The following is a 26,591-nucleotide window of genomic DNA, read 5'->3' as shown; positions in this document are numbered from 1 at the left end:
TTTTACAGTAAAAATTGATTATATCTATAGTTGATTTGTCATTAAAAATGAGTGTGGAAATAAAATGCTGGTTGGGTAAACACAGCATTTTATTCAATATATAAAATCATGTTTGGATAAAACTCGATTTCAAAAAAGCCACTAGATTAAATGTTTTTGAATTTAACTTTGTCGATAATTACGGTAATTGCAAGAACAACTAAAGATGGGATCAACCAAGCTAAGTTTTGTTCATTTAATGGTAAATGCTGAAGAAATTCAGGTAAATAATTACTGAAGCCTGCAACTTTAAGACCATCGATAATGCCGAAAATTAAAGCGATACTTGTTACTGAACCGACAATAAAAGAAGGTTTGTGCCAAAATTTCCAAAAGAAGCTCAGCATAATCACCACAATTGCAGGTGGATAGATTGCACTTAAGACAGGTACTGATATAGCAATCAGTTTAGTTAAGCCAAGATTCGAAATAATGAAAGAGAAACCAACTAAAATAAAGACTAAAAGCTTATATGGTAATTTCGTTAACTGAGCAAAGTACTCACCACACGCACAAGTTAAGCCAATTGCTGTAACCATACATGCTAAAAAGATGAGACCAGTTAAGAATAATGAACCCATATTTCCAAAAGCATGTTGTACATATGCATGTAAAATTACTGCGCCATTTGCTGCATTTGGTGCTACTTCATGGCTACCTAAACCTAATTTGAATAAGCTTAAATAAACTAAAGTAAGACCAACGCCTGAAATAAGACTGGCAATAATTGCATATTTGGTGACTAACTTTTTATCAGTTACACCGCGAGAGTAAATCGCTTGAATAATAACGATACCAAATACGAGTGCACCTAAGGTATCCATTGTGAGATAACCGTTTACAAAACCCTCTGAAACCGGAGATGTAACGTAATGGTTAATCGGAGCAGGTACGTAACCCGCAGGAATCATAACTGCTGCAATGCCTAAAATTGCTAAAGCAATAATTTTTAGCGGTGCAAGTACATGTCCTACTGTATCCAAAAGCTTGTTTGGATAGAGTGAAACTACAGTGACAAATGAAAAATAGATTGCACTATAGATTAGAAGACTGCTACTTGAGGTTCCAAAATAAGAGGAAAAACCAATTTCATAAGAAACAGTAGCTGTACGTGGGGTAGCAAATAGAGGTCCGACTGATAAATAACAAACAACAGTTAAAATCAGGCTTGCTACTCGACCTAAGGGAGAACTAATAATTTCAATGGATCCCTGCATGCGAGAGAGTGCCATAATGGTAATTACAGGTAAGCCGACAGCCGTAATCAAAAAGCCTAGAGCGGCTAACCAGACATGTTCACCAGCTTGTTGAGCGACGATGGGAGGAAAGATAATATTGCCAGCACCAATAAAAAGGGCAAAGGTCATAAAACCTAAGGCAATAATATCTCCAGTGCGAAGATGTTGCATAAATTAAAAGTGAATAAAAAAGAAGGAATTTTAGAGCAAAAGTAATCATGTTCAAGCGCTAATTTATGTGAAAAAGCTTTTTTTCGGGTGGTTAAAACGATATATGGTGTTATACGCGATTGTTTGGTTAAAGTATGTGCTTGAAAAGCCATTAAAAGGGCAAAAGAACTTCTTTTTAAGTTCTGACTTTTTATAAAAAATATGTAAGAATAAAAAGCTAAATTTTTACTGTGAATGCTGGATATTTGAGCATTTTAGGCTTTTGGTCTGACTTATATTCATCCTAAAATATTTTGAATTACCTTAGGTTTTGTAGGGACGGGCATGTTTCTTGTCTGCGAGGATAGAATTGAATGAGAGCTTCTACTGTTACCATTAAAACTGAACAAGATCTGGAAAAATTAAGAGTTTCTGGACGCTTGGCTGCGCAAGTTTTAGAAATGATAGAGGCCTATATTAAACCAGGCGTATCTACTGAATATTTAGATAACCTCTGTAATGATTATATTGTAAATAATTTAAAAGTTATTCCTGCTAATGTGGGATATCACGGTTTTACAAAAACGATATGTACTTCAGTCAATGAAGTTGTTTGTCATGGAATACCATCGCCGAATAAAATCTTAAAAGATGGCGATATTATTAATATTGATGTGGCAATAATTAAAGATGGTTATTTTGGTGATACGAGCCGCATGTATTTTGTGGGTAATGTAAACCCACAAGCAAAAAAACTTGTTGATACAACATATGAAGCGATGGTTGCTGGTATTCATACAGTTAAGCCAGGAGCTACATTAGGTGATATTGGTTATGCTATTCAATCGGTTGCTCACCGAGAGGGCTATAGTATTGTTCGAGAGTATTGTGGGCATGGGATTGGTAAGGTCTATCATGAACAACCTAATGTTTTGCACTATGGGCAGCGTGGGCAAGGTTTGGTTTTAAAGAAAGGAATGGTCTTTACCATTGAGCCTATGGTGAATGCAGGTAGGCCGCAAGTGAAAGAGTTAAATGATGGATGGACAGTCATTACTCAAGATCTTTCGTTATCTGCTCAATGGGAACATATGGTTGCAGTAACAGATACTGGCTTTGAACTATTAACACCATGGCCCGAAGGTGTGGGGAATTATCCTGCAATTTAAAAAATATAAAAAAGTTCGATAACTTATCGAACTTTTTTATTTTAACGCTCAGAAAGATGTTCGACTAAATAGTCAATGAATACTCTAACAGCGGGTAGTAATCCTCGGCGTGATGGATATACGGCATGTAATATTCCATGAGGTGCTTTCCATTCCGGTAAGATTTGTAAAAGCTGGCCAGACTTCAGAAAATCTTCTGCTGCACTCTCTGGCAGTAAGGCGATACCACAGTTCTGACTCGCCAATTGAGCCAACATATGTATGTTTGTACCCATTACAATAGGGCTAACTTTGACTTTCTTCTGTTGATTGTCAGGTCCGTGTAGGATGAATTGTTGATCGAGATGCTCTTCAGACAAACTTAAAATACGGTGTTCACTGAGCTGCTCAGGGGTTTTTATATCACCAAACTCATTTAAATATGCCTGACTTGCGAATAAACTTTGTTCTATAAGGGCAAACTGTCTAAGAACTAAACTCGGATCATCATCTAGTTTTGAGCGAACACGTAAAGCGATATCAATCCCTTCATTAATGACATCCACTCGGCGGTTACTGACCATAAGTTGCAAACGAATTTCAGGATATTTTTTTAAGAAAGCAGGTAGGATTTTAGGAAGTTGATTTTGAGCAATATCAACGGGCACACTAACCTTCACCACACCTCTAGGTTGAATACTTAAATGATCAACCAAATCATGAGCAGCTTGTGCAGCATTCATCATGACTTGAGCATGTCTATAAATATCCATTCCAATATCTGTAACGGCAAAATGACGAGAGCTACGTTGGATTAAGCGAACGCCTAAGTTTTCTTCTAAGCTGTACACACGACGACTTAATTTTGATTTTGGTATATCTGTTACACGCTCAGCAGCACTAAAGCCACCATGCTCAACAACGAGAGCAAAACAATAAAAATCATCGAGATCAGTGAGCATTAAAATATCCTATTTCTGCAACAACCATGATTTTACATCATTATTTTTGCAACGATAATTCTTAAACTAAATTTTTTGTAAGCAGGAGATAAATTCATTATCAAATTGCTGGAGATAAATTTGAAATTATACCGTAATTACGTTGTAATTTTAATGTGTGTTTTTTTATTGGGTTTATGGGTTGTCTATAGAACTATTAATCAATTTCTTCTACACTATAATTTTTCTCTACTTTTCAAATCTAATGCCTTATCAATTGATAGAACTTAACGATGCCTCTACGAATATTGAGTGCCCATTTTGCAAACAAGCGATAATTGACTGGGCACAAGAACAATACGTTCAGCCATGTGAACATACTTTATTTATTGCTATGGATTTGGGATTCGAATTTGTTGCAGATCGATTTGAAGAGTGCATGAATCAGAGTGTGGATGAGTTACACGAAGATCCAAATATGAAGATTTTTGAAGCTCTAACTACGACACCTTATGAGAATCTGATTGTTTTAAAATCTGATTTAGGTGTGGAGGGTTTATTTCGGTATGTTGGAGTGAGCGATTTTTAAAGTTGAGAGCATAAAAAAGCCAATCTATTGATTGGCTTTTTTATTATTTACGCTTCTGGCGCTGCGCTATATTGTTCAACTAATGGTTTTAATTCACCATTTTGGAACATTTCAAGCATGATATCGCTACCGCCAATAAGTTCGCCATTTACCCAAAGTTGCGGGAATGTAGGCCAATTCGCAATTGCTGGTAAGATTGCACGAATATCAGGATTTTCCAAAATATTTACATATGCAAATGGACGACCAATTTGACTGAGCGCCTCTACAGCACGTGCAGAGAAACCACATTGTGGAAACTGTGGAGTGCCTTTCATGTAAAGTAAAACGGGATGCTTCGCAATTTGATCGCGGATTAACGCTTCAGTATCACGTGCTTGTTCAGTCATAAATAGATCCTCAACTAATCTAGCAGCATTATAGGGGGTGTTTACATCGCTTTGCAAACCACCTGATTACTTAAAGTTGCATTGAATCTTCAATATTTTATTGTATAAACCGAAGTGATAGCGAAAAGCGGACGAAATTTTAGATAAATGATTGATGAGACTTTTCATCAGAGCCAGTTTTTGCTTATATAAACCCTTCTTAAAACCTCATACAGACAGAGTTCGTTATGACTGATATTACCCTAGCTCCAATACAACCTGATCAACCATCACACTTAATGGCTACTTACGGTCGCCAAGCGATCAGTTTTGTACGAGGCCGAGGGGCATATCTATATACTGAAGATGGTACAGAATATCTAGATGCCTTAACTGGTATTGCGGTATGTGGTTTAGGTCATGCGCACCCAGTTATTGCAGAAGCAATTGCTGAACAAGCTGCAACACTTGTGCACACAAGTAATTTATTTGAAATCCCTTGGCAAACTGCTGCTGCTCAGAAGCTTGCTGAGGTTTCTGGCATGGAAGAGATCTTCTTTTCAAACAGTGGTGCTGAGTCAAATGAAGGTGCAATTAAGATTGCTCGTAAATTTGGTACCCAACAAGGTGTACGTTTGCCAAAAATTATTGTGGCAGAACAATCATTTCATGGTCGTACTTTGGCAACACTTTCAGCAACTGGTAATAAAAAAGTACAAGATGGATTTGCCCCCTTGGTGAATGATTTTATTCGTGTGCCGTTTGGTGATGTGGAAGCAATTCAGGAAGCCGCTTTGCAGCATCCAGATATTGTTGCAATTTTGATTGAGCCAATTCAAGGTGAGGGTGGTATTAATACCGCTCCTCAAGGCTTTAGCTATCTTGAGGAAGTTCGCAATATTTGTAATCAGCATAACTGGCTTATGATGCTAGATGAAATTCAAACAGGTAATGGGCGTACTGGTAAATATTTTGCATATCAGCACACCAACATTGTGCCTGATGTCCTGACGACTGCGAAAGGACTTGGAAATGGCTTTCCAGTAGGTGCTGTAATGACACAAGGTAAAGCTGTTGGTTTGTTGGGACCTGGTAGTCATGGTTCTACCTATGGCGGTACTGTACTAGGTTCTCGTGTGGTTTATACAGTCATTGATACAATTCAAAAAGAGAATGCTGTAGAAAATGCGGCGGTAGTAGGACGCTATATTGTTGATCAACTTCGTGCAAAGTTAGCTGACAAGAATGTTCAAGTGCGTGGTTTTGGTATGATGATTGGTATTCAATTACCTAAAGACTGTGCTGAACTCGTTGCTATTGCTCGTGATCAACATAAGCTTATTATCAACGTTACAGCAGGTTCGGTAGTTCGTCTATTACCGCCTATTAATATGACTCAAGCGCAGGCCGATGACTTGTTAGAGCGTTTAGTTGCTTTGATTAATAGCTATCTTTAAGTTCTAGTATAAAAAATGGGCACTTAATGTGCCCATTTTTTATTTCAAAGCATTAACCAGAGATATACTGCTTTAACTGTTCAATTAAGTTTTTCTGATCTTCCATTGCTGCTTTTACCAAGTCACCGATAGAGATAAAACCAACTAATTTTTCATTGTCCAATACTGGTAAATGACGTAAGTGGCGATCTGTCATTAGCTGTAAACATTCTTCAACTGTGTTGTTTAGACTTACAGTAAGTACTTTAGATGTCATAATTTCAGCGACTGTAGTGCTATATGAAGAACGTTCCATAAGCGTCACTTTGCGCGTGTAGTCACGTTCAGATAAAATTCCGACAACTTTTTCACCATCGGCTACGACTAACGCACCAATTCCTTTGTCAGCCATGATTTTAATAGCTTCAAGGACAGTGGCTTCTGGAGAAATTGTAAAAATATCTTGCTCTGATTTGTTTTTGATTACTTGTGCAACGATTGTCATTTCTTCTATCCCGTGTTTTATCATTTTGTTTTAAATTAGCTTGATTTTATAAAAATGCAAAGACTTGATAGTCATTCAAATACAAGTTTTACATTCAAGCGTTCAAAAAGCATTCTATATAGTGGTTAAGAACTTAAAGAAAACTTTAGGCTTCTTGCCAGTGCGGATGTTTAAAAAAGAAATGATGCATTTGCTGAGTAGATAATTTCAACTTCCTGTGAGAAGAATTAAACAAAGCTGGTGTAACGTTGAGTCGGGTTAATGTTGGTAATAAAGATTCATGAAAATCTTTGGTGGTAATCCTTCTTGGTTTGTAATGTGGCCAATGTTCTTTGGCGTAGCGGTGAGCTTGCAATCCATTGAGCCAGAAAGGAAAAATAAAATCTTCATTATCCGATTTAATTGCCCAACCTTCATGAAATAATCCCCAAAGAACTCCGCAGTACATCATGGTCCTTAAAATATAAATCTTAATCATCAAGTCTTTTGAAACCGGTTGTAGATTGCTTAAACTATTCATTGTCAATTTAATGGTTCTTAACTTGTCTTGCTTATTATAGAAAAATCAGATGACATTTCAGTTTAAACAGGTATCAAATCGTAAACAAATATTCACAGCTAAAGAAAAGGCCACCTAAAAGTTAAAGCTATTATAGCTTTGGTTGGTGCAAGACAAACGAAGTGCGTAGGGAGCTACATTTATAGAAAGTTTTTTACAGGCATAAAAAACGCCACCTGAGCAAAACAAAGCGATTAAGCTTTGGTGAAGCGCAAGAAGAGATAAGGGATGAATTGGTTTATATCGAATTTTTACAGACATAAAAAAACGCCACCTAAGTGACGTTTCTTTATGCTTGCATTGTGGCTAACTTTTGCCAATATTGTGCTTTAAGTGAGTCACGTTCAACACGGAAACCCTGATAATACAATTCTGCTAAGAATAGAGCAGCTTTACCGTGCCCAGCGCGAGCAACTTCTTCTAACTGTGTAACTGCATCTTGAAAGTTCATTTGAGAATGAATTGTGTTTACTGCAGTTGCATATACATGTTCTAAATCATGATGAGAGATACGTTGAATCATAGAAAACTCCTTATTGTAATTATGATTACTTTTTTCTAAAGGCCACTGCCTTTAAATTAATTTAACTTAGAATTATTAAACTAATATTACAAATTGATGGATTTGTCAACTATTAGTGCATATCGCTTAGTTCACTATTAGGATACATGATTAAACATTATTCACAAATAATTTTGATTAAAATCAATATGAGAATAAAAGACAAGGAGAATAAAATATGACAAATACAATCGATGGCTTTGTTTTTGATACTCCGCCTAAAGAGGAACAAATCATAGAACTGGCCCATTATCACCGTAAATTATTAGATGAAGCTATCTTTCATCAGGAAATCCATTTAGGGGATTATTGTCTTGCACAGCGCAAAAGGGTATTTGATTTTGCAGGACATTTAGAACCCACCCAAAAAAATTGGTTTTATCAAGTCTATGATGGGGAGCTTCGAAAAATTGCCGATGAAGACGAGTTGCATCCAGCAGATGCAGAAGAAGGGTTAAGTATTTTTGCCATGTTTTTAGTCTTGGTTATTATTGCGGCAATTTTATACTTTTCTGTCATTCGTTCACTAATAAGTTAAGCATACTATCCAGTAAGGTACGATTATTAACCTTACTGGATGTTTGATCTTGTGCTTATGTGCATTGAACCCTACACTACACTAATTCGAGGTAGGTCATGCTCATATTCAAACAAAATTTTCTTAAATTAAAGTCTGAGTTAAAAGTTGATCAATGTTTTAACCTGTTTGTGGTTATTGTCATTGGCTGTATTTTTGTGCTGTCATATTTAGCATTACTTCGGCCTATTAGTCCGGATCAATATCAACGAATTGTACAACTTTCTCATCAGGCGACTTATCCAAGAACTCAAGACATGGCTGAGTTACTTATAGCTCAGTCAGAAATTCATCGAGCTGAGTATTTAAAGTTAATGCATGCTTACCAATTTGAGGGTGCTCATATTAAGCAATATCCGGCACTCGCTCAGGAAGATACTCAGTAATTGGGTTAATCAGGCTAAATCTTGGTTTCCAAAGCTTTTTGAGCACTATTGTGGCAGGCAAAATTTTGAATTTATGCTAAACTTTCTCTTTTTAAACGCGCTGTTTTTCAAGGAATCCGCATGGAGCAACAATCGAATATGCAAAATAAATTCTTGATAGATGCTGAGATCGGTGATGACGATGTCACATTACCTAATTTACCTGCTATCGATGTTCCCATCGTTGAATCTCCTGTTAAATCACAAGAAAACATTGAAGTAGCCAAAGTTGAATCGGCTTCAACAGAAACAGCGGTTGAACAACCAAAATCTGGTTTTTTTGGCCGGATGAAAGAAGGTTTAACCAAAACTCGTCGTAATTTCGCTGATGGAATGGTTAATATCCTGATTGGTGGAAAGGAAATTGACGATGAATTACTCGAAGAAGTTGAAGAGCAATTATTGGTTGCAGACATTGGTGTTGAGGCAACTAAAACGATCATTACCAATTTAACAGAGCGTACTGCTCGTGGTGATTTGATCTATTCCCACTCTCTATATAAAGCTTTACAAGAAGAGTTGGTTGCTTTGTTGGCTCCACGTGTTAAGCCTTTACATATTGACCCGAACAAATCACCCTATGTGATTTTAATGGTTGGGGTAAATGGTGTTGGTAAAACCACAACTATTGGTAAATTAGCGAAACGTTTGCAAGGTGAAGGTAAAAAAGTGATGTTGGCTGCTGGTGATACATTCCGTGCTGCAGCGACAGAGCAATTACAAATCTGGGGTGAACGTAACGATATCGCAGTTGTAGCCCAAGGTCATGGAGCTGATAGTGCCTCTGTTATTTTTGATGCCTTTGAGAGTGCTCGTGCTAAGGGAATTGATGTATTAATCGCAGATACAGCAGGTCGTTTACATAATAAAAGCAACCTGATGGAAGAACTTAAAAAAGTTAAGCGCGTTATGCAAAAAATTGATGCGACTGCACCTCATGAAATTATGTTAGTCGTAGATGCGGGTACAGGGCAAAACGCGATTAACCAAGTGCAAGAGTTTGACCAGACTGTGGGTTTAACTGGTATTACAATTACCAAGTTAGATGGAACCGCGAAAGGGGGCGTGCTCTTTAATATTGCAAGCCGTACCCATGTGCCAATTCGTTTCATTGGCGTCGGTGAAAAAATTGATGATTTAAGACCATTCTCGGCTAAATCATTTGTTGCTGCGCTGTTTGAAACTGATAAATAATTGGTTGTCAGCAATAAAAAGCTTCACTAAATGGTGAAGCTTTTTTATATCTATATCTTTTTTTATTGTTGCGAAAATAAAACGAACTGTCATATTTTTAATGCTGATTATAAAAAATGAGTTCAATACACTGTATTCATTCCCAAACAACGGCCCATGGTCAATCAAATAGGTAGGAAATAACAAAATGTCTACTTTCTTAGATAAAATTAAAAACCGTCGTACTATTTATGCAATTGGTAAAAATGTTGCATTAGATCGCACTAAAATTGAAGAGACAATTCGTGAGGCGGTTAAACATAGCCCTTCAGCTTTTAACTCGCAATCTTCACGTGTGGTGACATTATATGGTGAATCTCATGCTAAATTCTGGAATTTGGTTCGTGAAGCATTACGTAAAATTGTTCCTACAGACGCTTTTGCTGGTACAAACACAAAAATTGATAGCTTTGTAGCGGGTGCTGGTACGGTTTTATTTTATGAAGACCAGGCTGTTGTTAAAAATTTACAAGAGCAATTCGAATTATATGCAGATAACTTCCCAGTATGGTCTGAACATTCAAGCGCGATTGCTCAATTTGCAACTTGGACTGCGCTGTCAGAGCTTGGTTTAGGTGCATCTTTGCAGCACTATAACCCGATTGTTGATGCTGAAGCAGCTGAAGCATTTGATGTGCCTGCAACTTGGAAATTACGTGCTCAATTAGTATTTGGTTCAGTTGAAGCGCCAGCAGGCGAAAAAGCATTTATTAATGATGCTGATCGTTTCAAAACTTTCAATTAATTCAAATTTAAAAAAGAGTACCTATTTAGGTGCTCTTTTTTTACGTTTTGAGAATTAATGCAAGGACTAAATAAAACGGAAACTGATGAAATTCAAATATATATTTTAAAAATAATAAATCTGAAAATTAGCCAATAACTGCACTGTCATAAAATAGTCACAATCATATTGCATATTGCTCATGATTTAATAGCTTATCAAATACAGAGAAAGAAACAGATGACTTTAAGATTAGGTGTTGCTGCAATTGGTTTATTACTCAGTGGTTCAGTATTTTCAGCAGTTACAATTACAGCACCAGAGGAAATTGTAATCCTTGCGGTAAATGGTCAAGAAGTCAATTCTGGGTTATTTCGTTCATCTAAAAATAACTATAAAGTCGATGCGGGTGAGACTAGCTTAAGCGTGCGTTACCAAGAATATTTTGAACATTTAAATGGCGAGCATGACATTGTTAAATCTGGTGTAGTCACAATTCAAACACCTGCATTGCAAGATGGAAAAACTTACAAGCTTTCGATGGTAGATGTCCCTAAAGACTTTGAAAATGCGAAAAAATATGCAGAACAACCAACAGTTGCTTTGTACAGTGCAAATAATGAATTAATTGTGAAACAAACGGGCGCAAACAATGAAGCAAAACCATGGTTTGCAACTGGCCTATTGGGTAAAGTAACTGACTTTACGACTAAATCATCTAAACCACAGCCTGAAGCAGTGTATGCATCGGCTAAACCTACTTCCGCTCAAGTTGTTGTGCCAACTCCAACGTCTATGCCAGTAACAGGGATAGCACAAACGAATGATCAACGGTTAGTTGAAACTTGGCAGAAAGCCTCAAAAGCTGAGCGTCAAAAATTTATGGCTTGGCTAGCTGAACAATCAAATTAATCAATTGCTATTTAAAATAAAGCCGATTTAATATCGGCTTTATTTTTAGAATTTTTATAAATAGCCTAAGTATATTTTATGACTAATTTAAATTTCCGTTTAGCTCAATTCGCTGATATTCCACAGCTCGTAGATTTAATTAATAAGTCTTATCGAGAACAGCAAGGCAGAAGTTGGACAACTGAGCTTGAGTTTGTAAAAGGGCAACGTATTACAGAGCACCAATTAGAAGAACAGCTACAACTTTCGAATTCGACATTATTGGTAGGTGAAACTAACTCTTCCAAAATTGTTGCATGTATTGGACTTACATTTGAAAACAATCAGGTTGAGGTTGGGACATTCTGTACAGATCCTGATGTTCAAAATATGAGAGTGGGTCGCTCTGTTTTAAAATATGCGGAGCAATATGCATTGAAAGAAGTTCCTTGTTTGGTCAATGCCGTAATGTATGTGCTAGATGTACGTTCAGAGTTGATTGCTTATTATGAACGACGTGGATATGTGAAAACGGGTAATGAACAGCCATATCCGGTTGAAGCAAATGTAGGGGTACCAATGGTACCTATTAAATTAATTGAAATGAAAAAAGACCTCAAATGAGGTCTTTTTTGTTTAGGTTAGAAACCAGATGTAATAGCCTAAAAGCATGAGAGGCCATGCTATCCATGGACTAAATAACCATTTCCATAACCAGAAGTTTGGTACAAACCCTACTCCATAAATGAAACCACCAGAAATACCGATCATCACCAACATCAGCTGACTATGATTGTAGTGTCCGTTTGCATCTAACATGAGTGAAGGGTAAACCAGCAAAATTGCAGCAAGAGGCAATGCCAACAGAAATGAAAGGGCCATTGCGAATGCTTGAACTTTTCGATGATTTGATGCTGTCATTGCTTTTGCCATGATTTATTCCTCATCTAAGTTTTGATGGTGCTCGATATAAAGTGCACTGAGTACACCTGCAAAACATGCCATCAAAATGCCAAGGATCCATGCGAAATACCACATTTGCTTCTCCTTAATACAAGCTATGCGAGTTTGACTCGATGTGTTTGTTGGTAATGACTCCCCACATTTTGTAATAAGACCAACTGGTATAGATCAAAATGAGTGGTACAAAAATGCCAGCAGCTACAGTCATAACGCCTAAAGTAAGGTGGCTTGAGACAGCATCCCACATCGTCAAGCTAGAATTAGGATTAATGCTAGATGGCAGTAAGAACGGGAATAGTGCAAAACCTGCGGTTAAAATTGCTCCTACAATCATTAAACTTGTACCAGTGAAACTTAAACCTGCTTTTGCTTTTGAGGATGCAAAAATTGCAATGATTGCACCTAATATTGCAAGAACTGGGGCAACTTTAGTAATTGGATAGGTACTGTAGTTGTTCATCCAACCAGGGTTGCTATTGGTAACTACCTCTTTTGCTAAAGGGTTGAGTGCAGCATTTGGATCAATTGCTACTGCATAGCTATAACCGGGTATTTGACCAAAATACAACCAAGCTCCAATAACAAGAAAACAAGCTAAAAATAGCATTGCCATAATCTGGGTTGCTTTTGCAGAGCGTTGCTTTAAAGCATCGTCTGTACGCAACATGAGCCATGCACCGCCATGGGCACAGAGCATTGAAAGACTGACAATACCGCAAACTAATGCAAACGGATTTAAAAGAGCAAAAAAGCTGCCAGTATATTCAGAGCGTAAAGTGTCATCTAAACCAAAAGGTAAGCCTAGAAATAAATTGCCAAAGGCTACACCGAACACAAGCGCTGGTACAGCGCCTCCAATGCATAGGCCCCAATCCCATGAATTACGCCATTTGGTGTTTTCAAGTTTGGAACGATAATCAAAGCCAACTGGTCGTAAGAAAAGGGCGAATAAAACCAGTAGTAATGCCCAATACATACCAGAGAAAGCTACAGCATATACCATTGGCCATGCAGCAAATAATGCACCACCTGCTGTAATAAACCAAACCTGATTGCCATCCCAGTGAGGCGCGATCGTGTTAATGGCCGCACGTCGTTCGTTATCGGTTTTCCCAACGAAAGGCATCAGAGCCATGGAACCCATATCGAAACCGTCAGTGAGAGCAAAGCCGATCAGAAGTACACCAACTAAAACCCACCAAATGATTTTTAATAGTTCATATTCAATCATGATAAGGCCTCCCCATTAACAGCTGCTTTTGGTTCTTGCTTTTCAAAATGATATTTACCAGTGTGCAGAGAGCTTGGCCCTAGACGAGCAAATTTAATCATTAAGTACATTTCAATAATTAAAAGTGCGGTATAGAACGCTGCTAGCGCAAGAATCGACCCCCATACATCACCACTACTTAAACTAGAAGTAGATAGGTGAGTTGGTAAAATTTCACCAATAGACCAAGGTTGACGGCCACCCTCAGCTACATACCAACCTGTTTGCGCAGCGATCCATGGAAGTGGCAGAGCAAACAATGCATATTTAAGTAGCCAAGGTTTATTTTCAGCATTTCTTTTTGCTACAGCCCAAGTTGCTAAAATGAAAAGTAATAGCATCAAGAAACCAGAGGCAACCATTGCTCGGAAAGAGAAAAATAGTGCTGTAACATTTGGAACTGTATCTTTTACAGCAGCTTTAATATTTTGCTCATTTGCATCAACTACATTTGGTGCATATTTCTTAAGAAGTAGGCCATAACCTAAATCTTTTTGATTTTTTTCAAACGAAGCTAATAACTCTGGTGAGCGATCACCCGCACGTAGTTTTTCAAGTTCGGCATAGGCAAGCATACCGTTGCGAATACGAACTTCGTGCTGCTGCATGAGATCTTTAAGCCCAGTAACTTCTTTGGTTGTTGAACGGGTTGCAATTAAACCTAATGCATATGGAATTTTAACTGCATAATCTGTCCGCATTTCTTCATGGTTCGGTATACCAAATAAAGTAAATGGAGCTGGAGCAGGGTGAGTATCCCATTCAGCTTCAATTGCAGCCAGTTTAGTTTTTTGAACATCCCCTAATTCATAGCCAGATTCATCACCGAGTAAAATCACTGAAAGTGTAGATGCAAGACCGAAAATCGCAGCAATTGCAAATGAACGACGAGCGAAAGGAAGATCACGTTTTTTAAGCAAGTAGTAGCTTGAGATAGCTAGTACGAAAATCGCACCAGTTACATAGCCTGCTGATACAGTGTGTACAAATTTAACTTGAGCTACGGGGTTAAAGATAAGCGCGCCGAAATCGACTAATTCCATACGCATCGTTTCAAAATTGAATGCAGCACCTACAGGGTTTTGCATCCAGCCATTCGCCACTAAAATCCACAGCGCTGACATGTTAGAACCGAGCGCAACTAACCATGTTACACCTAGATGCTGAACCTTAGTTAAACGGTCCCATCCAAAGAAGAATAAACCAATAAATGTCGACTCAAGGAAGAAAGCCATCAGGCCTTCAATGGCTAATGGCGCACCAAAAATATCACCTACATAATGTGAGTAATAAGCCCAGTTCGTTCCAAACTGGAACTCCATGGTTAAGCCAGTTGTTACCCCTAAAGCAAAGTTAATACCAAATAATTTTCCCCAAAATTTAGTCATATCCTTGTAAATTTCTTTACCGGAAATGACATAGGTTGTTTCCATGATGGCAAGGATAAATGCCAAACCTAAAGTTAAAGGGACGAAAAGAAAGTGATACATTGCGGTCATTGCAAATTGAAACCGCGAAAGATCAACCACGCTTTCAGAAATCATCAACGTGTCTCCTTAATGTTGGAAATGTTATCGCCAGCAATATGCTCGGCGACCTGATTGTCAAAATTTTTGGGGATGGTGGGAGCATCAAACCAAATATGTTTAATCGTTAAAAGAAGCACTATTTTTATTATTAGAATAATAGTGATTTCTTTAATTAAACGACTATTAAGATTTTGAAAATTAAGGCTCATTAATTAAACCTCATTTGATATTAATTTTATTATTAATCAAAATATAATAAAAATAAACAATAAATATATTTTAAATGGATATTTAAATAATTAATTTATAAAAAACAAATATTTAATATTTGAAAAATAATACTATACTAAAATAGTTTGAATTGATTATTAATTCCTACTAAAACACTTGTAAATAAAATTATTAAGTTGATTAAAATGGTTTGTTTTAAATTTAATTCCGACTAAAATGGTTGTATATAATATTTGTTAATTTTATTTCTAACTGAAATAGTCGGGATAATAAATAATTAATTAAAAAAGAAAATAATAAAATAAGGCCGTAATAAAGCCTGCAAAAAAGCAATAATGGATGAGAAGAATTATTAAGGATTAATCGGGTGCGAAAAGATCGTTTGAGATAGAGATTTTTTTGGCTACATAATGGCTTTTATGCACTTTGACAAGAATGACTTGGGAATATAATTCGAGTTCACCATATTCTGGTTCTACTTGAACATAGTGAAGTTGACCAAATTCATCACGTACGCGTGCTTGAGCAGAAAAACCTGGTCTGGCATTACCACTGGAAATAGTCGCTAATCGCCCTAAAAGGTTATAGTTGGTATGTGTAAGCTTTGGCTTAATCACTTGGTCAAGGCAGTGAATCATGAACACAGTAAAAAAGATTGCGATCACAAGTGCTGGGACGATTAAATAAAATGGTGAAATAAAATAATGCTGTATTGCGAAGAAAGAGAGTTGTAAAAAGTAACCTGCATAACTGAAGTTGATGAGTAAAAAAACGAAAATTAGAGCTTTAGAAAATTTAACATTAAGTAGTGGTGAGTTAGAAAGCCAATCCGGTGCAATTTTTTTAAGTAACTGACTTGGACGGAGTCCAATATACATACCAATGGTTTCTACCACGCTGAGCAATATCAAAGCCACTACACTTAAGTGAAATGGCATAAGATAATAATTGAAAAAGAAATCAGCCATGGCAGAAACTCTAATGTTTATAGCTTCAGTCTACGATATAGATACCGCCATCTGAATGTACTTTAAGCTCAACTTTATTTAAAAAATCACCTAAACATGGTCCTGAAATACATTCGCCAGTTTCCACAGTAAATAAAGCACCATGAGTAGAGCACTGGATGTATTCTTGGTCTTGATCGAGAAATTGATTTTCTAAATATTCAAGCTCAGTTTGTAGGTGAGGGCATAAATTCTGATAAGCATAAAATGCGCCATCACGTTGCGTAACGAAAATAGTAGTTCCTTGTAAAGTGTCAAAAGCTCTAGCTTCACGCTCAGGAACTTCTTCCGTCATACAGATCCTTTCCATTTCAAGCACATTCCTTCTGAAAATTTTCAAGAAGTTTAGCATAATCATTTACAGCTAAACGTGGTCCAAATTGAGAGACTACTTCACTCGAAATTAAGATGGCTAACTGAGCCGCAGCATTCAAATCTTGGTGATGGTTTAGGGCATAAAGGAACGCGCCTGCAAATGCATCGCCTGCACCATTTGTATCCACTGCTTCAACATGACGTCCCGCAACATGGAAGTGCTGAGTTGGGTTAGAAACTAATGCACCTTTGGCACTTTGTGTAATGACTACGGTATGATTTTTAAAACGTAATTGAGCAAGAGCATCTTCTACAGACGTTGTATTGGTATACATTAAGGCTTCTTGCTCATTACAAAATAGTAAGTCTACGCCATCATCCATAAGTTCTTCCAAGCCTTCACGAGCGTATTGCACCATGGCAGGATCTGAAAGAGAGAGGGCAATTTTAACGCCATTTGCTTTTGCAATTTCTCTTGCTTGTTTTACAGCTTTACGAGCCGTTTCACTTGTAGAAAGATAACCTTCAATATAAAGCCACTTTGCTGTTTTTAATGGTGCAAAGTCGATTTGATCTTGAGAAAGTTCAGCAGTAATACCCAAATAGGTGTGCATAGTGCGTTCAGAATCAGGGCTAATTAACACCATACATGTGCCAGTTACGCCTTCACTGATCGATTTTGGTGTGGTCTGGATGCCAGCTTCATTTAGACCTTGTAGGTAGATCGCACCTAAATCGTCATGACCAACACGGCAACCATAAAAAGCGCTTCCACCTAATGCACTAAAAGCTACAGTCGTATTTGCTGCAGAACCACCACTTGCTTGACCTTTGTAGTCTTGATGCTGTTTTAACTCTGCGTATAGAGCAGACTGAGTGTCACCATCGGATAACTGCATTGTGCCTTTTTGCAGGCCTTGTTGATTAAGAAAATCATCAGACACTTTAAATTCTTGGTCGATTAATGCATTACCAATTGCAAAAAGATCTACAGTTGCCATATGTGTTGTCACAAATAAAAAAATCAGGTAGCTAAGTTTACACCATTGCTTGGATTTGCTGTAGTTTGTTGAATAAAATTCAGTTAATTCAGAAAGTGACGTTTTTATGTGCACTCTCATTATCGCCATCAGTGAGTTGGAGGGGGATTCGATGCAGCCATTACTTTATTAAGAAATAGGGTCTAGCGAAATAAATAGGCCGCATGGTAATTTTCTAAAAAAATAAGATGATTTTTAACTCAGGTCTGATTTAACAAGGCCATTGAATTCATATTTTTAATAAATATTATCAATTAATAATGATTCTTGCTAATATTTACAAATACAGTGTATTTCATTGAAACTTCGCATGAAATTTTTCTTAGCGAACTTACATGAAGCGTTCTATTTTATTTATTTCATCAGTTGGGGTGATGACAAGCCATGTATATGCCGTAGAGGCAGAGCAACAGGCTGTAACAAACCTTCCAACAATTTCAGTAAAAGCTGAAAAGGAACAAAGCTTAAAACAAGAAGTGGGACAAGCATCGAGCGCAACTAAAGGACTTATGCAATTAAAAGATGTTCCTCAAATCGTAAATGTGGTGCCTAAACAAGTTTTAAGAGAGCAAACTGTCACTTCAATGCAAGGTGCCTTGCAAAACGTTGCTGGTTTGAGCTTTAGTGTGGGGGATGGGCAACGTGATCAGGTCATGATTCGTGGTTTTTCTGCAATTACAGATAACTATGTAGATGGTATTCGTGATGATGCCTTGTATTTTCGCGACATGTCGAATGTTGAGCGTATTGAAGTATTAAAAGGGCCAGCTTCTGTATTATATGGACGTGGTTCTGCTGGTGGGTTAGTCAATAAAATTAATAAAAAACCAATGGACGAATCTTTGCGTGAGGTGAGTCTCATTGGGGGCACAACAGGGCAACGCCGTGCAGAAGTCGATGTGAATGAAAAAGTAGCGGAGAATGTTAAGTTTCGTTTAACTGGCGCAGTTGAAGATTCAGATGGTTATCGTGATCAGGCCTTTTTAAAACGCCAAGCGGTTGCTCCGTCTTTACAATGGGATATTTCAGATAAGACGAAGCTTTTAATTCAGGCTGATTATTTGCATGATAATCGTTTAGCAGATCAAGGTTTTCCGACAGATCCAATTACAGGTAAACCTGTTAAAACAAATCCTAAAACTTTTTATGGTGCATTAAACGGTAAAGAAGTCGGTGATGTTGATACTGAAATCTCAAGCCAAACCATAAGTTTAGATCATGAGTTTAATGATAATTTAAAATATCATGGAGCAGTTCGTCACTATAACTACTCATTAGACCGCCAATACAGTGTTGATTCACATCCCGCTGATAAGTCACAAATTACTTTGACTCAAAATAAACGTTTGCGTAATGAAGATGGCGTGTATGTTCAACAAGAATTAAGTAGCTTATTTAGTACAGGGTTTTTAAAGCACAATACCTTGATTGGTGCCGAGTATAGTAAGCAGCATAAAGATGAAATACTTTGGCAAGGGGCTAAAACAACTACTGATTTGTATAACCCTGAATTAGAGTATTGGGCACCCATTAATACGGGCACAACAGCTGCACGTAATAACAATAGTAACACCTTTGAAAACTATGGCATCTATCTGCAAGACTTAATGACAGTTACAGATCAGCTTAAAGTTTTAGTTGGCTTGCGTTACGATAATTTGTCACAAGATCGCGATGATAAAACGAGTGCGAATTTGGATCTAAGCCGTACTGATAACACTTATTCTCCGCGAATTGGTGTGGTTTATCAGCCTTTAAGTAATATTTCCTTCTATACTTCTTATAACCGATCTTTCCAGCCTTTAGCTGATTCATTTGTTTTATATAAAAATAGTGATGATTTAAGCCCAACAAAAACTGAAAATGTTGAAGTTGGTGCAAAGTGGGATGTAAATGATCAATTGAATGTGACATTGGCTTTATTTGAAATGAGCCAAACGAATATTCAAAACCAAGATCCAGCAAACCCAAATCAAGCATTGTTAGCAGGTGAGCAAAAAACCAAGGGTGTTGAGCTCTCATTAACAGGTCAATTGACTGATCAATTGTCAGTATTAGCTGGTTATTCTTATATGGATGGTAAGATTGAAAAATCGGCTATTGGATTTACAGGCAATCATTCTGCGCTTACCCCAAATAACACTGCAAACTTATGGTTGAAATATCAACTTAATGATCATTGGTATGCGGCTGTTGGTGGACGTGGTGAATCTTCACGTTTTAGTGCTCCAGATAACAAGAATGTTTTACCAGGTTATGCTGTTGTAAATGCAGCAGTAGGTTATCAAAGTGAACGTTATGATGTGAACCTGAACTTAAATAATCTATTTGATCGCGATTACTTTGTTTCAGGACATAGTGGAGCCAATGATTCAAACATGATGGGCGATCCATTAAATGCTCAAATTGCGCTTCGTTATCGTTTTTAAGTAAAAGTTTTTCTAAAAGCTCATCGACTTGATGGGCTTTTTTATTTATTGGGTAATATATAAATAGAATTAAAAGCTTTTGTTCTGGTAGGATAAAACGTTCATGGCTATGTGCTTGATATCAAAGCCCTGCCAATGAAAACTAATACTCAACAAAAACATAGTATTTTACTTGGCTTTTGTTCGCCAATCTCAAGCTGACTCAGGCTATAATGAGACTTATTCACTTATCCGATATGTTAGGAGATCACATGACTGTAGATGTCACTGAAACCATTTCTCAAACTGTTCACCCTGCGTTTCAGTTGCTACGTCAGCACCATGTAGAAGCATTAGATATTTTAGTGTCTGAATATAAGCATAAAGTTACAGGTGCTGTGCATTATCACTTGGCAACTGACTATGATGAAAATGTATTTCTTGTTGCTTTTAGAACACAACCTATGGACTCTAAAGGCACGGCACATATTTTAGAACATACCGCTTTGTGTGGATCTGAAAAGTTTCCGGTACGTGATCCGTTCTTTTTAATGATTCGCCGTTCTTTAAATACGTTCATGAACGCATTTACAGCAGCAGATTGGACAGCATATCCATTTGCTACTCAAAATAAAAAAGATTTCCAAAACTTACTTTCTGTTTATCTTGATGCGGCATTTGCTGCTAATTTGAATCCACTTGATTTTGCTCAAGAAGGTATTCGTATTGAACTGGAAAATGGACAACCTGTTTATAAAGGTGTGGTTTTTAATGAAATGAAAGGTGCCATGAGTGCGCCATCTGACCAACTTTATCACCAGTTGGCTCATCATTTATTTCCTGAAACGACCTACCATTACAATTCAGGTGGCGACCCGAAAGATATTCCTGATTTAACGTATGAGCAGTTAGTCGAGTTTTATAAGACTCATTACCATCCAAGTAATGCGGTGTTTATGACTTTTGGGAATCAAACAGCTTATGAGTTACAAGAGCAATTTGAAAAACTAGCTCTAAATAAGTTTTCTGCGGGTACAACTTTATATTCTAAGCCTGAAAAACGTTTAGCTGCGCCAATTGAAGTAACAGAAAATTATGGCGTTGATAGTGATGATTTAAAAGATAAAACTTATCATGTCTTATCTTGGTTATTACCTGAAGCAAACGATGTTAAATTGCGTTTGGGAATGCGTTTAGTTGAAGGAATTTTATTAGAAAATTCAGCTTCACCTCTGCGCCATTATTTAGAAACGTGTGGATATGCTCAATCAACCGGTCCATTAATGGGTGTAGACGACAGTAACTTTGAAATGACTTTCTATTGTGGTGTTCAAGGTTCAAATCCTGAACATGCTGAAAGCTTTAGAGATGGCGTTTTAAATATTTTACGTGATGTCGCTGCAAAACCAATTGATAGCGATTTAGTCGATGCAATTTTACATCAAATTGAATTACATCAACGTGAAATTAATGGTGATGGTACACCATATGGTTTAAGTCTAATTTTAAATGGCTTAAGCGGTGCGATTCACCACAATGACCCAATTCAAATTTGGGATGTTGACAGCGCAATTGCACAAGTTAAAGAAGAGTTGAAAGACCCAATGTGGTTATCAAATCTGATTCAAACGCATTTGCTAGACAACCCACATCGCGTACAGATGACTTTAGTTCCAGACCCAACTAAGTCTGTAAAAGAGCAAGAGGCAGAAAAAGCACGTTTAGCTGCTATTGGTGAAAAATTAACAGATGCTGATAAGGCTGAAATTATCGCTAATACCAAGGCTTTAGAGGAGCGTCAGGATACTCCAGATAACCTTGAACTATTACCCAAAGTAGGCTTGGAAGATGTACCTGCTGACTTACATATTGTGCAGGGTCAATTGCGCGAGATTCTTTGCAATCGCATGGATACGCCGTTGAATTTGTATCATGCTGGTACGAATGGTATTTACTATCAACAAGTACTCATTCAAATTCCTGAAGATATTGTAATGTCACCTTATTTCAATTTGCTTTCTATCTTGATGGGCGAAGTGGGTGCAGGTGAGTATGACTATCTTGAGCTGCAAAACTTACAAACAGCTGTAAGTGGTGGTTTGGGAATGGGGGCTTCTTTACGTAGTAAAGTCGATGATAAAGATAAAATCAGTGCTTGGTTAACGTTAACAACTAAATCTTTAACTCAAAAAAATGATGCAATTCATTTATTAAAGTTAGCATTTGAACAGCTTCGTTTTGACGAGAAAGAGCGCATTATTGAGTTATTGCAACAGCGTAAAACACGTTGGCAATCTCGTTTGTCTGGAGCAGGTCATAGTTATGCAATGCAAATTGCATCACGTAATATGAGTGCCTTGGCTCAACGTGATTATCAAAACACTGGTTTAGGTGCATTAAACTGGTTGGGTGAGCTTGTTGCTAAAATTACCCAAAATGATGCAGCTTATGATGAGCTGATTGCAGAATTAAAGCGTATTCATCGTAAATTATTGCAAGCGCCTAAACAGTTCTTGCTTGTATGTGAAGAACATCAGTCTGAACGTTTGGTTGAAGAAATCCAAAATGTTTGGGATAAACTAAACGTTGATGCAACTGCAACAGAGTTAACTCACGTAGAACAAGCAAATGATAATAATCATGAAGCATGGTTAATTCAGGCAAATGTTCAGTTCTGTGCTTCTGCTTATCAGGCTGTCGATGTATCGCATCCAGATGCGGCTCCCTTAATGGTATTGGCAGCTTATTTACGTAATGGGTTCTTACACAGTGCCATTCGTGAAAAAGGCGGTGCTTATGGTGGCGGAGCAAGTTATGATGGGAATGCATGTTCATTCCGTTTTTATAGTTACCGTGACCCACGTTTAGCAGAAACTTTCAAAGACTTCGAAGCAAGTGTGCAATGGTTATTAAATGCGGAACAACAGCCTCATCAGCTTGAAGAAGCGATTCTTGGACTCGTTGCAAGTATGGATAAACCAGGTTCACCAGCGGGTGAGGCGATTACTGCATGTTATGCATTGTTGCATGCAAGAACACCAACTTTCCGCCGTACCTTACGTGAACGCTTACTGCATGTAACATTAGATGATTTACAACGTGTTGCTCGTCAATATTTGGTTGAGCAAACTCCTGTAAAAGCTGTAGTTGCGCCATTTGCAAAACGCGATGAATTGCAGCAATTAGGTTTTACCATTCAACAAGTTAATTAAAATAAAAATTGGAGATGAACATGGCGTTCAGACAATTTGAACGCACATCTTTACAGCTAAGCATGGGAATCGTGCTTAGCTGTTTGTGTGCGTCTGTGACATATGCTGACACCTTGGCACCTGTAACCCCTGCGACAGTAGATGCATGTGTTTCTCTTGCTTCGAATGCCGATCGTCTGGCTTGTTATGACTCTGTATTTAAACCAGCAGCTTTACCAGTTATTCAAGCTGCTGCTGTACCAGAGCCTGTTAAAAAAATTGATGCACCTGCTGTTCCACCTGAAACCTTTAAAGAGAAGGTGGTAGATACAGTGAGTAATATCAAAATAATTGGTAAAGCACCAAAACTTGAACCTACTACTTCTTTACTAGATCAACGTTGGGAGTTGTCTGAAAAAAGTAAACTAGGGGTTTGGAATATCCGTGCTTATCAACCAGTCTATTTGCTACCTGTATTCTGGACCAGTGACAAAAATGAATTGCCACATAGTCCAAACCCAAACAATACGGTGACAGAAGATCAAAATCTGAAATCGACAGAAAGTAAATTTCAGATTTCTTTAAAGACCAAAGCTTGGGAAAATATTTTTGGCAACAATGGTGATTTGTGGTTAGGTTATACACAATCTTCACGTTGGCAGACATTTAATGCTGAAGAATCTCGCCCTTTCCGTGAAACGAATTATGAGCCTGAAGCAAGTTTAATGTTTAGAACCAACTATGAACTGCTTGGTCTAGATGGTCGTTTGCTTGGAGTCACTTTAAACCACCAATCAAATGGTCGTTCAGATCCATTATCTCGTAGCTGGAATCGCGTAATCTTCAATGTGGGATTAGAGCGCGGTAACTTTGCTTTAATGCTTCGTCCGTGGGTGCGCATTGAAGAAGACAGCAAAGACGATAATAACCCTGATATGGAAAATTACATCGGTCGTGGTGATTTAACAGCATTTTATAAGTGGAAGGAAAATGACTTCTCTTTAATGCTGCGTCATTCTTTAAAAGGTGGTGATGATTCTCATGGTGCTGTTCAATTTGATTGGGCTTTTCCAATCAGTGGCAAACTGCGTGGACACTTCCAGTTGTTTAATGGTTACGGTGAAAGCTTAATTGACTATAACCATCGAGCAACTTACGCGGGCTTGGGTGTTTCACTCATGAACTGGTATTAAGTCTTTACTTGTAAAAATGCCGCTTTTATAGCGGCATTTTTATTATCCAATTTGAATATTGGCTTGAGGGTGCTTGAGTCGACTTTTTTTCGGAGTGGCAATTAAATAAGCCAGTGTTAATGGTCCGAGTCGCCCAGCAAACATCAGCAAACTTAAAATGAACAAACTACCATTATGTAGCTCCGGCGTGATTCCGCGAGAAAGCCCCACAGTACACGCTGCGGAAACAACCTCAAACAACAAGTTCATAAAGTCTGCTTTAGGCTCTAAAAGCAAAATAATAAAGAACCCCATGAAAATGAGTATGCTCGTAATTGCAGTTACAGCTAAAGCCTTATAGGTCGTTTCGTGTGAGACTGAATGATTAAATATTCGAATTTCATCTGTGCGCCGTAAAAATGAAATAACACTGAGCACTAAAATTACAAAGGTTCCAACTTTGATTCCACCTGCGGTACTAAGCGAGCCACCACCAATAAACATAAGTAACATCATGAGTAAGGAGCTACTGTTGGTCATTGCTCCTGTATCAATGGTATTAAATCCTGACGAGCGTGGAACAGTGGCTTGAAACCAAGCATTTAATGCTTGATCACCGATACTGAGCATTCCTAGGGTATGAGGGTTTTGAGCTTCTAAAGCCCAAATTAAAATAAAGGCAATAATATTAATCACTGTAATAGTGGTAAGAATTAGCTTGCTATTCGGCGTGAGTTTTTTCCATTTTTTATTTTGCTTAATGTCCATGAGAACCAAAAAGCCCAGCCCGCCTAATGTATAAAGTATGCTAACAGTTATACAAATAAGGTAGTTACTTTGAAAGCTTATTAAACTATTGGAAAATAATGAAAAACCAGCATTGTTAAATGAGGAGATACTGTAAAAAATCGCATAGTACAATCCACGTGCAAAGCCGAAAGTCGGTGTAAAAGCAATAGTGAGAATAATTGTACCAATAAGCTCAAAAATAAGGGTATAAGTGACAACTCCCTTAGCAACAAAAGTAACCTTTGACAGGCTCGTTTGTCCGAGACTATCTTGCGCCATCATTTGTTGTTTAAGGCCAACTTTAGGTGACAAACTTAGTGCCGCCAATATGGCAAAAGTCATGAAACCTAAACCACCAGATTGAATGAGCAACAAAATGATAGTTTGCCCGAACAGGGTAAAAGACTCATGAATATTTAAAACAGATAAACCGGTGATTGTGACTGCTGAGGTTGCTGTAAAGAGCGCATCCATCCAGCTCACATGACCTGTATTGGCAAACGGTAGCTTTAGTAATAACGTGCCAAAAATAATAAAGCCCAGAAACCCCAGTGCCAAGAGTGAAGGAGGGCTTAAATTTAATGTTTTATGGGGCTTGGGATATATAGACATATTCTAGATTTCGTTTCTTATATGAAGCAATTAGAAAGTTTCTTTAACTGCGGTAAATGACCTTCTAAAATAAGAATATCATGCGTTTGCAAGGTGAAATTTTCTTCGGTCTCAAACAAAATTTGCTGCTGTCTTTTTACGAGCAATGTTTTGACCTGTGGTGCTTGCTGCATAATGCCATATAAGTTAATGCCATTAAGTTTCTCTGGAATTTCAATTTTAATAATGTAGTGGTCATCGTCTAAGGACATATAACGACTCACCATTGGATAGTTTAGGGCTTGAGCGACTCGTACCCCCATATCTTCTTCAGGATGAATGATTTTATTGATATTGAGGTGCGACAAAATGGTGTGATGTGCTTTAGTTTTTGCTTTTACCCAAACTTTGTCCATACCTAAATTTTTTAAATTCAGGACACATAGGATACTTGCTTCAATATCTTCACCAATTGCGACCACAACTGCATCACAATTTTGAATATTAAGTTCATCAAGTACATGTTCGTCGGTCGCATCGGCAATGACGGCATGAGTTAAAACGTTGGCAAGATTTTCAACATTCTTTTTTACCGTATCAATGCCAATAACATCATGATTTAATTTTGTGAGCTCTTGAGCAACAGTTGCTCCGAAACTCCCTAAGCCAATGACTGCAAACTGTGCCATGTTGGTCCTTG

The 26,591-nt window shown here is 37.6% G+C and carries 28 protein-coding genes; 12 read left to right on the top strand and 16 right to left on the bottom strand.

Features of this window, described 5'->3' with window-relative positions:
* Nucleotides 1-146 precede the first annotated feature (146 nt).
* Nucleotides 147-1,448, bottom strand: coding sequence for a branched-chain amino acid transport system II carrier protein (gene brnQ / locus ACLBWE_RS11290; RefSeq protein WP_447602918.1), 1,302 nt, complete (start codon nt 1,446-1,448; stop codon nt 147-149).
* Nucleotides 1,449-1,801: 353 nt separating this feature from the next.
* Between brnQ and map the strand changes: the two genes are divergently transcribed.
* Nucleotides 1,802-2,596: a type I methionyl aminopeptidase gene (map, locus tag ACLBWE_RS11285; protein WP_003652125.1), complete on the top strand. Its 795-nt coding sequence runs from the start codon at nt 1,802-1,804 to the stop codon at nt 2,594-2,596.
* Between the two features lie 41 nt (nt 2,597-2,637).
* Here map and ACLBWE_RS11280 read toward each other — a convergent pair whose 3' ends face one another.
* Nucleotides 2,638-3,537, bottom strand: coding sequence for a LysR family transcriptional regulator (locus tag ACLBWE_RS11280; protein ID WP_447602915.1), 900 nt, complete (start codon nt 3,535-3,537; stop codon nt 2,638-2,640).
* A 244-nt stretch (nt 3,538-3,781) separates the two neighbouring features.
* Here ACLBWE_RS11280 and ACLBWE_RS11275 point away from each other — a divergent pair, with 244 nt between their 5' ends.
* On the top strand, nt 3,782-4,105 hold the full coding sequence (locus ACLBWE_RS11275) for a hypothetical protein (RefSeq protein ID WP_447602913.1): 324 nt from the start codon (nt 3,782-3,784) through the stop codon (nt 4,103-4,105).
* Between the two features lie 47 nt (nt 4,106-4,152).
* On the opposite strand, the gene grxD is transcribed toward ACLBWE_RS11275, so the two are convergent.
* Nucleotides 4,153-4,494, bottom strand: a complete 342-nt coding sequence (gene grxD / locus ACLBWE_RS11270; RefSeq protein WP_004643080.1) for a Grx4 family monothiol glutaredoxin — start codon at nt 4,492-4,494, stop codon at nt 4,153-4,155.
* Nucleotides 4,495-4,721: 227 nt separating this feature from the next.
* Here grxD and ACLBWE_RS11265 point away from each other — a divergent pair, with 227 nt between their 5' ends.
* The gene (locus ACLBWE_RS11265; protein ID WP_004643079.1) at nt 4,722-5,930 is read left to right on the top strand and encodes an aspartate aminotransferase family protein; all 1,209 of its coding nucleotides are present in this window, start codon (nt 4,722-4,724) and stop codon (nt 5,928-5,930) included.
* Nucleotides 5,931-5,982: 52 nt separating this feature from the next.
* Here the strand turns inward: ACLBWE_RS11265 and ACLBWE_RS11260 are convergent, their stop codons facing one another.
* From ACLBWE_RS11260 to ACLBWE_RS11250, 3 genes are all read right to left on the bottom strand, one after another.
* Nucleotides 5,983-6,414 carry a CBS domain-containing protein gene (locus ACLBWE_RS11260; protein WP_003652114.1) on the bottom strand — a complete coding sequence of 144 codons (432 nt, stop codon included), beginning with the start codon at nt 6,412-6,414 and terminating at the stop codon, nt 5,983-5,985.
* 145 nt (nt 6,415-6,559) lie between these two features.
* Nucleotides 6,560-6,934 carry a DUF2750 domain-containing protein gene (locus ACLBWE_RS11255; protein WP_347019948.1) on the bottom strand — a complete coding sequence of 125 codons (375 nt, stop codon included), beginning with the start codon at nt 6,932-6,934 and terminating at the stop codon, nt 6,560-6,562.
* A 328-nt stretch (nt 6,935-7,262) separates the two neighbouring features.
* Nucleotides 7,263-7,496: a hypothetical protein gene (locus ACLBWE_RS11250; protein WP_003652111.1), complete on the bottom strand. Its 234-nt coding sequence runs from the start codon at nt 7,494-7,496 to the stop codon at nt 7,263-7,265.
* Nucleotides 7,497-7,713: 217 nt separating this feature from the next.
* Here ACLBWE_RS11250 and ACLBWE_RS11245 point away from each other — a divergent pair, with 217 nt between their 5' ends.
* The 6 genes from ACLBWE_RS11245 to ACLBWE_RS11220 all read left to right on the top strand — a co-directional run bounded on the left by ACLBWE_RS11245 (nt 7,714) and on the right by ACLBWE_RS11220 (nt 12,009).
* The gene (locus ACLBWE_RS11245; RefSeq protein WP_005046658.1) at nt 7,714-8,073 is read left to right on the top strand and encodes a hypothetical protein; all 360 of its coding nucleotides are present in this window, start codon (nt 7,714-7,716) and stop codon (nt 8,071-8,073) included.
* 98 nt (nt 8,074-8,171) lie between these two features.
* Nucleotides 8,172-8,498 carry a hypothetical protein gene (locus ACLBWE_RS11240; RefSeq protein WP_004643075.1) on the top strand — a complete coding sequence of 109 codons (327 nt, stop codon included), beginning with the start codon at nt 8,172-8,174 and terminating at the stop codon, nt 8,496-8,498.
* A gap of 120 nt (nt 8,499-8,618) precedes the next feature.
* The gene (gene ftsY, locus ACLBWE_RS11235) at nt 8,619-9,731 is read left to right on the top strand and encodes a signal recognition particle-docking protein FtsY (RefSeq protein ID WP_005040068.1); all 1,113 of its coding nucleotides are present in this window, start codon (nt 8,619-8,621) and stop codon (nt 9,729-9,731) included.
* A 187-nt stretch (nt 9,732-9,918) separates the two neighbouring features.
* The gene (locus ACLBWE_RS11230; RefSeq protein WP_447602908.1) at nt 9,919-10,515 is read left to right on the top strand and encodes a nitroreductase family protein; all 597 of its coding nucleotides are present in this window, start codon (nt 9,919-9,921) and stop codon (nt 10,513-10,515) included.
* 219 nt (nt 10,516-10,734) lie between these two features.
* Nucleotides 10,735-11,406 carry a YccT family protein gene (locus tag ACLBWE_RS11225; RefSeq protein WP_447602906.1) on the top strand — a complete coding sequence of 224 codons (672 nt, stop codon included), beginning with the start codon at nt 10,735-10,737 and terminating at the stop codon, nt 11,404-11,406.
* Between the two features lie 78 nt (nt 11,407-11,484).
* Nucleotides 11,485-12,009: a GNAT family N-acetyltransferase gene (locus tag ACLBWE_RS11220; RefSeq protein WP_447602904.1), complete on the top strand. Its 525-nt coding sequence runs from the start codon at nt 11,485-11,487 to the stop codon at nt 12,007-12,009.
* 12 nt (nt 12,010-12,021) lie between these two features.
* On the opposite strand, the gene ACLBWE_RS11215 is transcribed toward ACLBWE_RS11220, so the two are convergent.
* The 8 genes from ACLBWE_RS11215 to ACLBWE_RS11180 form a co-directional block, all read right to left on the bottom strand.
* Nucleotides 12,022-12,321, bottom strand: a complete 300-nt coding sequence (locus tag ACLBWE_RS11215; RefSeq protein ID WP_128814366.1) for a cyd operon YbgE family protein — start codon at nt 12,319-12,321, stop codon at nt 12,022-12,024.
* Nucleotides 12,322-12,423, bottom strand: coding sequence for a cytochrome bd-I oxidase subunit CydX (gene cydX, locus ACLBWE_RS11210; protein ID WP_000270276.1), 102 nt, complete (start codon nt 12,421-12,423; stop codon nt 12,322-12,324).
* A gap of 10 nt (nt 12,424-12,433) precedes the next feature.
* Nucleotides 12,434-13,579 (bottom strand): cytochrome d ubiquinol oxidase subunit II, encoded by a 1,146-nt coding sequence (gene cydB, locus ACLBWE_RS11205; RefSeq protein WP_017392250.1) that lies wholly within the window; start codon nt 13,577-13,579, stop codon nt 12,434-12,436.
* Nucleotides 13,576-15,162: a cytochrome ubiquinol oxidase subunit I gene (locus ACLBWE_RS11200; RefSeq protein ID WP_005040081.1), complete on the bottom strand. Its 1,587-nt coding sequence runs from the start codon at nt 15,160-15,162 to the stop codon at nt 13,576-13,578. The genes cydB and ACLBWE_RS11200 overlap by 4 nt, the downstream gene beginning before the upstream one ends.
* Nucleotides 15,162-15,356: a cytochrome oxidase putative small subunit CydP gene (cydP, locus tag ACLBWE_RS11195; RefSeq protein WP_003652097.1), complete on the bottom strand. Its 195-nt coding sequence runs from the start codon at nt 15,354-15,356 to the stop codon at nt 15,162-15,164. The genes ACLBWE_RS11200 and cydP overlap by 1 nt, the downstream gene beginning before the upstream one ends.
* A 381-nt stretch (nt 15,357-15,737) precedes the next feature.
* Nucleotides 15,738-16,346, bottom strand: coding sequence for an OB-fold-containig protein (locus ACLBWE_RS11190; protein ID WP_003652096.1), 609 nt, complete (start codon nt 16,344-16,346; stop codon nt 15,738-15,740).
* 25 nt (nt 16,347-16,371) lie between these two features.
* On the bottom strand, nt 16,372-16,680 hold the full coding sequence (locus tag ACLBWE_RS11185) for a Rieske (2Fe-2S) protein (RefSeq protein WP_003652095.1): 309 nt from the start codon (nt 16,678-16,680) through the stop codon (nt 16,372-16,374).
* Between the two features lie 16 nt (nt 16,681-16,696).
* Nucleotides 16,697-17,701, bottom strand: a complete 1,005-nt coding sequence (locus ACLBWE_RS11180) for an adenosine kinase (RefSeq protein WP_447602901.1) — start codon at nt 17,699-17,701, stop codon at nt 16,697-16,699.
* Nucleotides 17,702-18,075: 374 nt separating this feature from the next.
* On the opposite strand from ACLBWE_RS11180, the gene ACLBWE_RS11175 reads away from it, so the two are divergent.
* The 3 genes from ACLBWE_RS11175 (at nt 18,076) to ACLBWE_RS11165 (ending at nt 24,532) form a co-directional block, all read left to right on the top strand.
* Entirely contained in the window at nt 18,076-20,169 is a 2,094-nt protein-coding gene (locus tag ACLBWE_RS11175) for a TonB-dependent receptor (protein ID WP_447602899.1), read from the top strand.
* 251 nt (nt 20,170-20,420) lie between these two features.
* Complete coding sequence (locus ACLBWE_RS11170; RefSeq protein WP_447602897.1) at nt 20,421-23,360, top strand: insulinase family protein; 2,940 nt, start codon at nt 20,421-20,423, stop codon at nt 23,358-23,360.
* Nucleotides 23,361-23,380: 20 nt separating this feature from the next.
* The gene (locus ACLBWE_RS11165; protein WP_447602895.1) at nt 23,381-24,532 is read left to right on the top strand and encodes a phospholipase A; all 1,152 of its coding nucleotides are present in this window, start codon (nt 23,381-23,383) and stop codon (nt 24,530-24,532) included.
* 42 nt (nt 24,533-24,574) lie between these two features.
* Here the strand turns inward: ACLBWE_RS11165 and ACLBWE_RS11160 are convergent, their stop codons facing one another.
* On the bottom strand, nt 24,575-25,912 hold the full coding sequence (locus tag ACLBWE_RS11160) for a TrkH family potassium uptake protein (RefSeq protein ID WP_198079272.1): 1,338 nt from the start codon (nt 25,910-25,912) through the stop codon (nt 24,575-24,577).
* Between the two features lie 17 nt (nt 25,913-25,929).
* Nucleotides 25,930-26,580 carry a potassium channel family protein gene (locus ACLBWE_RS11155; protein ID WP_017392252.1) on the bottom strand — a complete coding sequence of 217 codons (651 nt, stop codon included), beginning with the start codon at nt 26,578-26,580 and terminating at the stop codon, nt 25,930-25,932.
* Nucleotides 26,581-26,591: the final 11 nt, after the last annotated feature.

Source organism: Acinetobacter sp. M5A5_2a (assembly GCF_053345265.1).
Note: the sequence above shows the minus strand (reverse complement) of the source record. Positions and strands in the feature narration are given on the sequence as shown.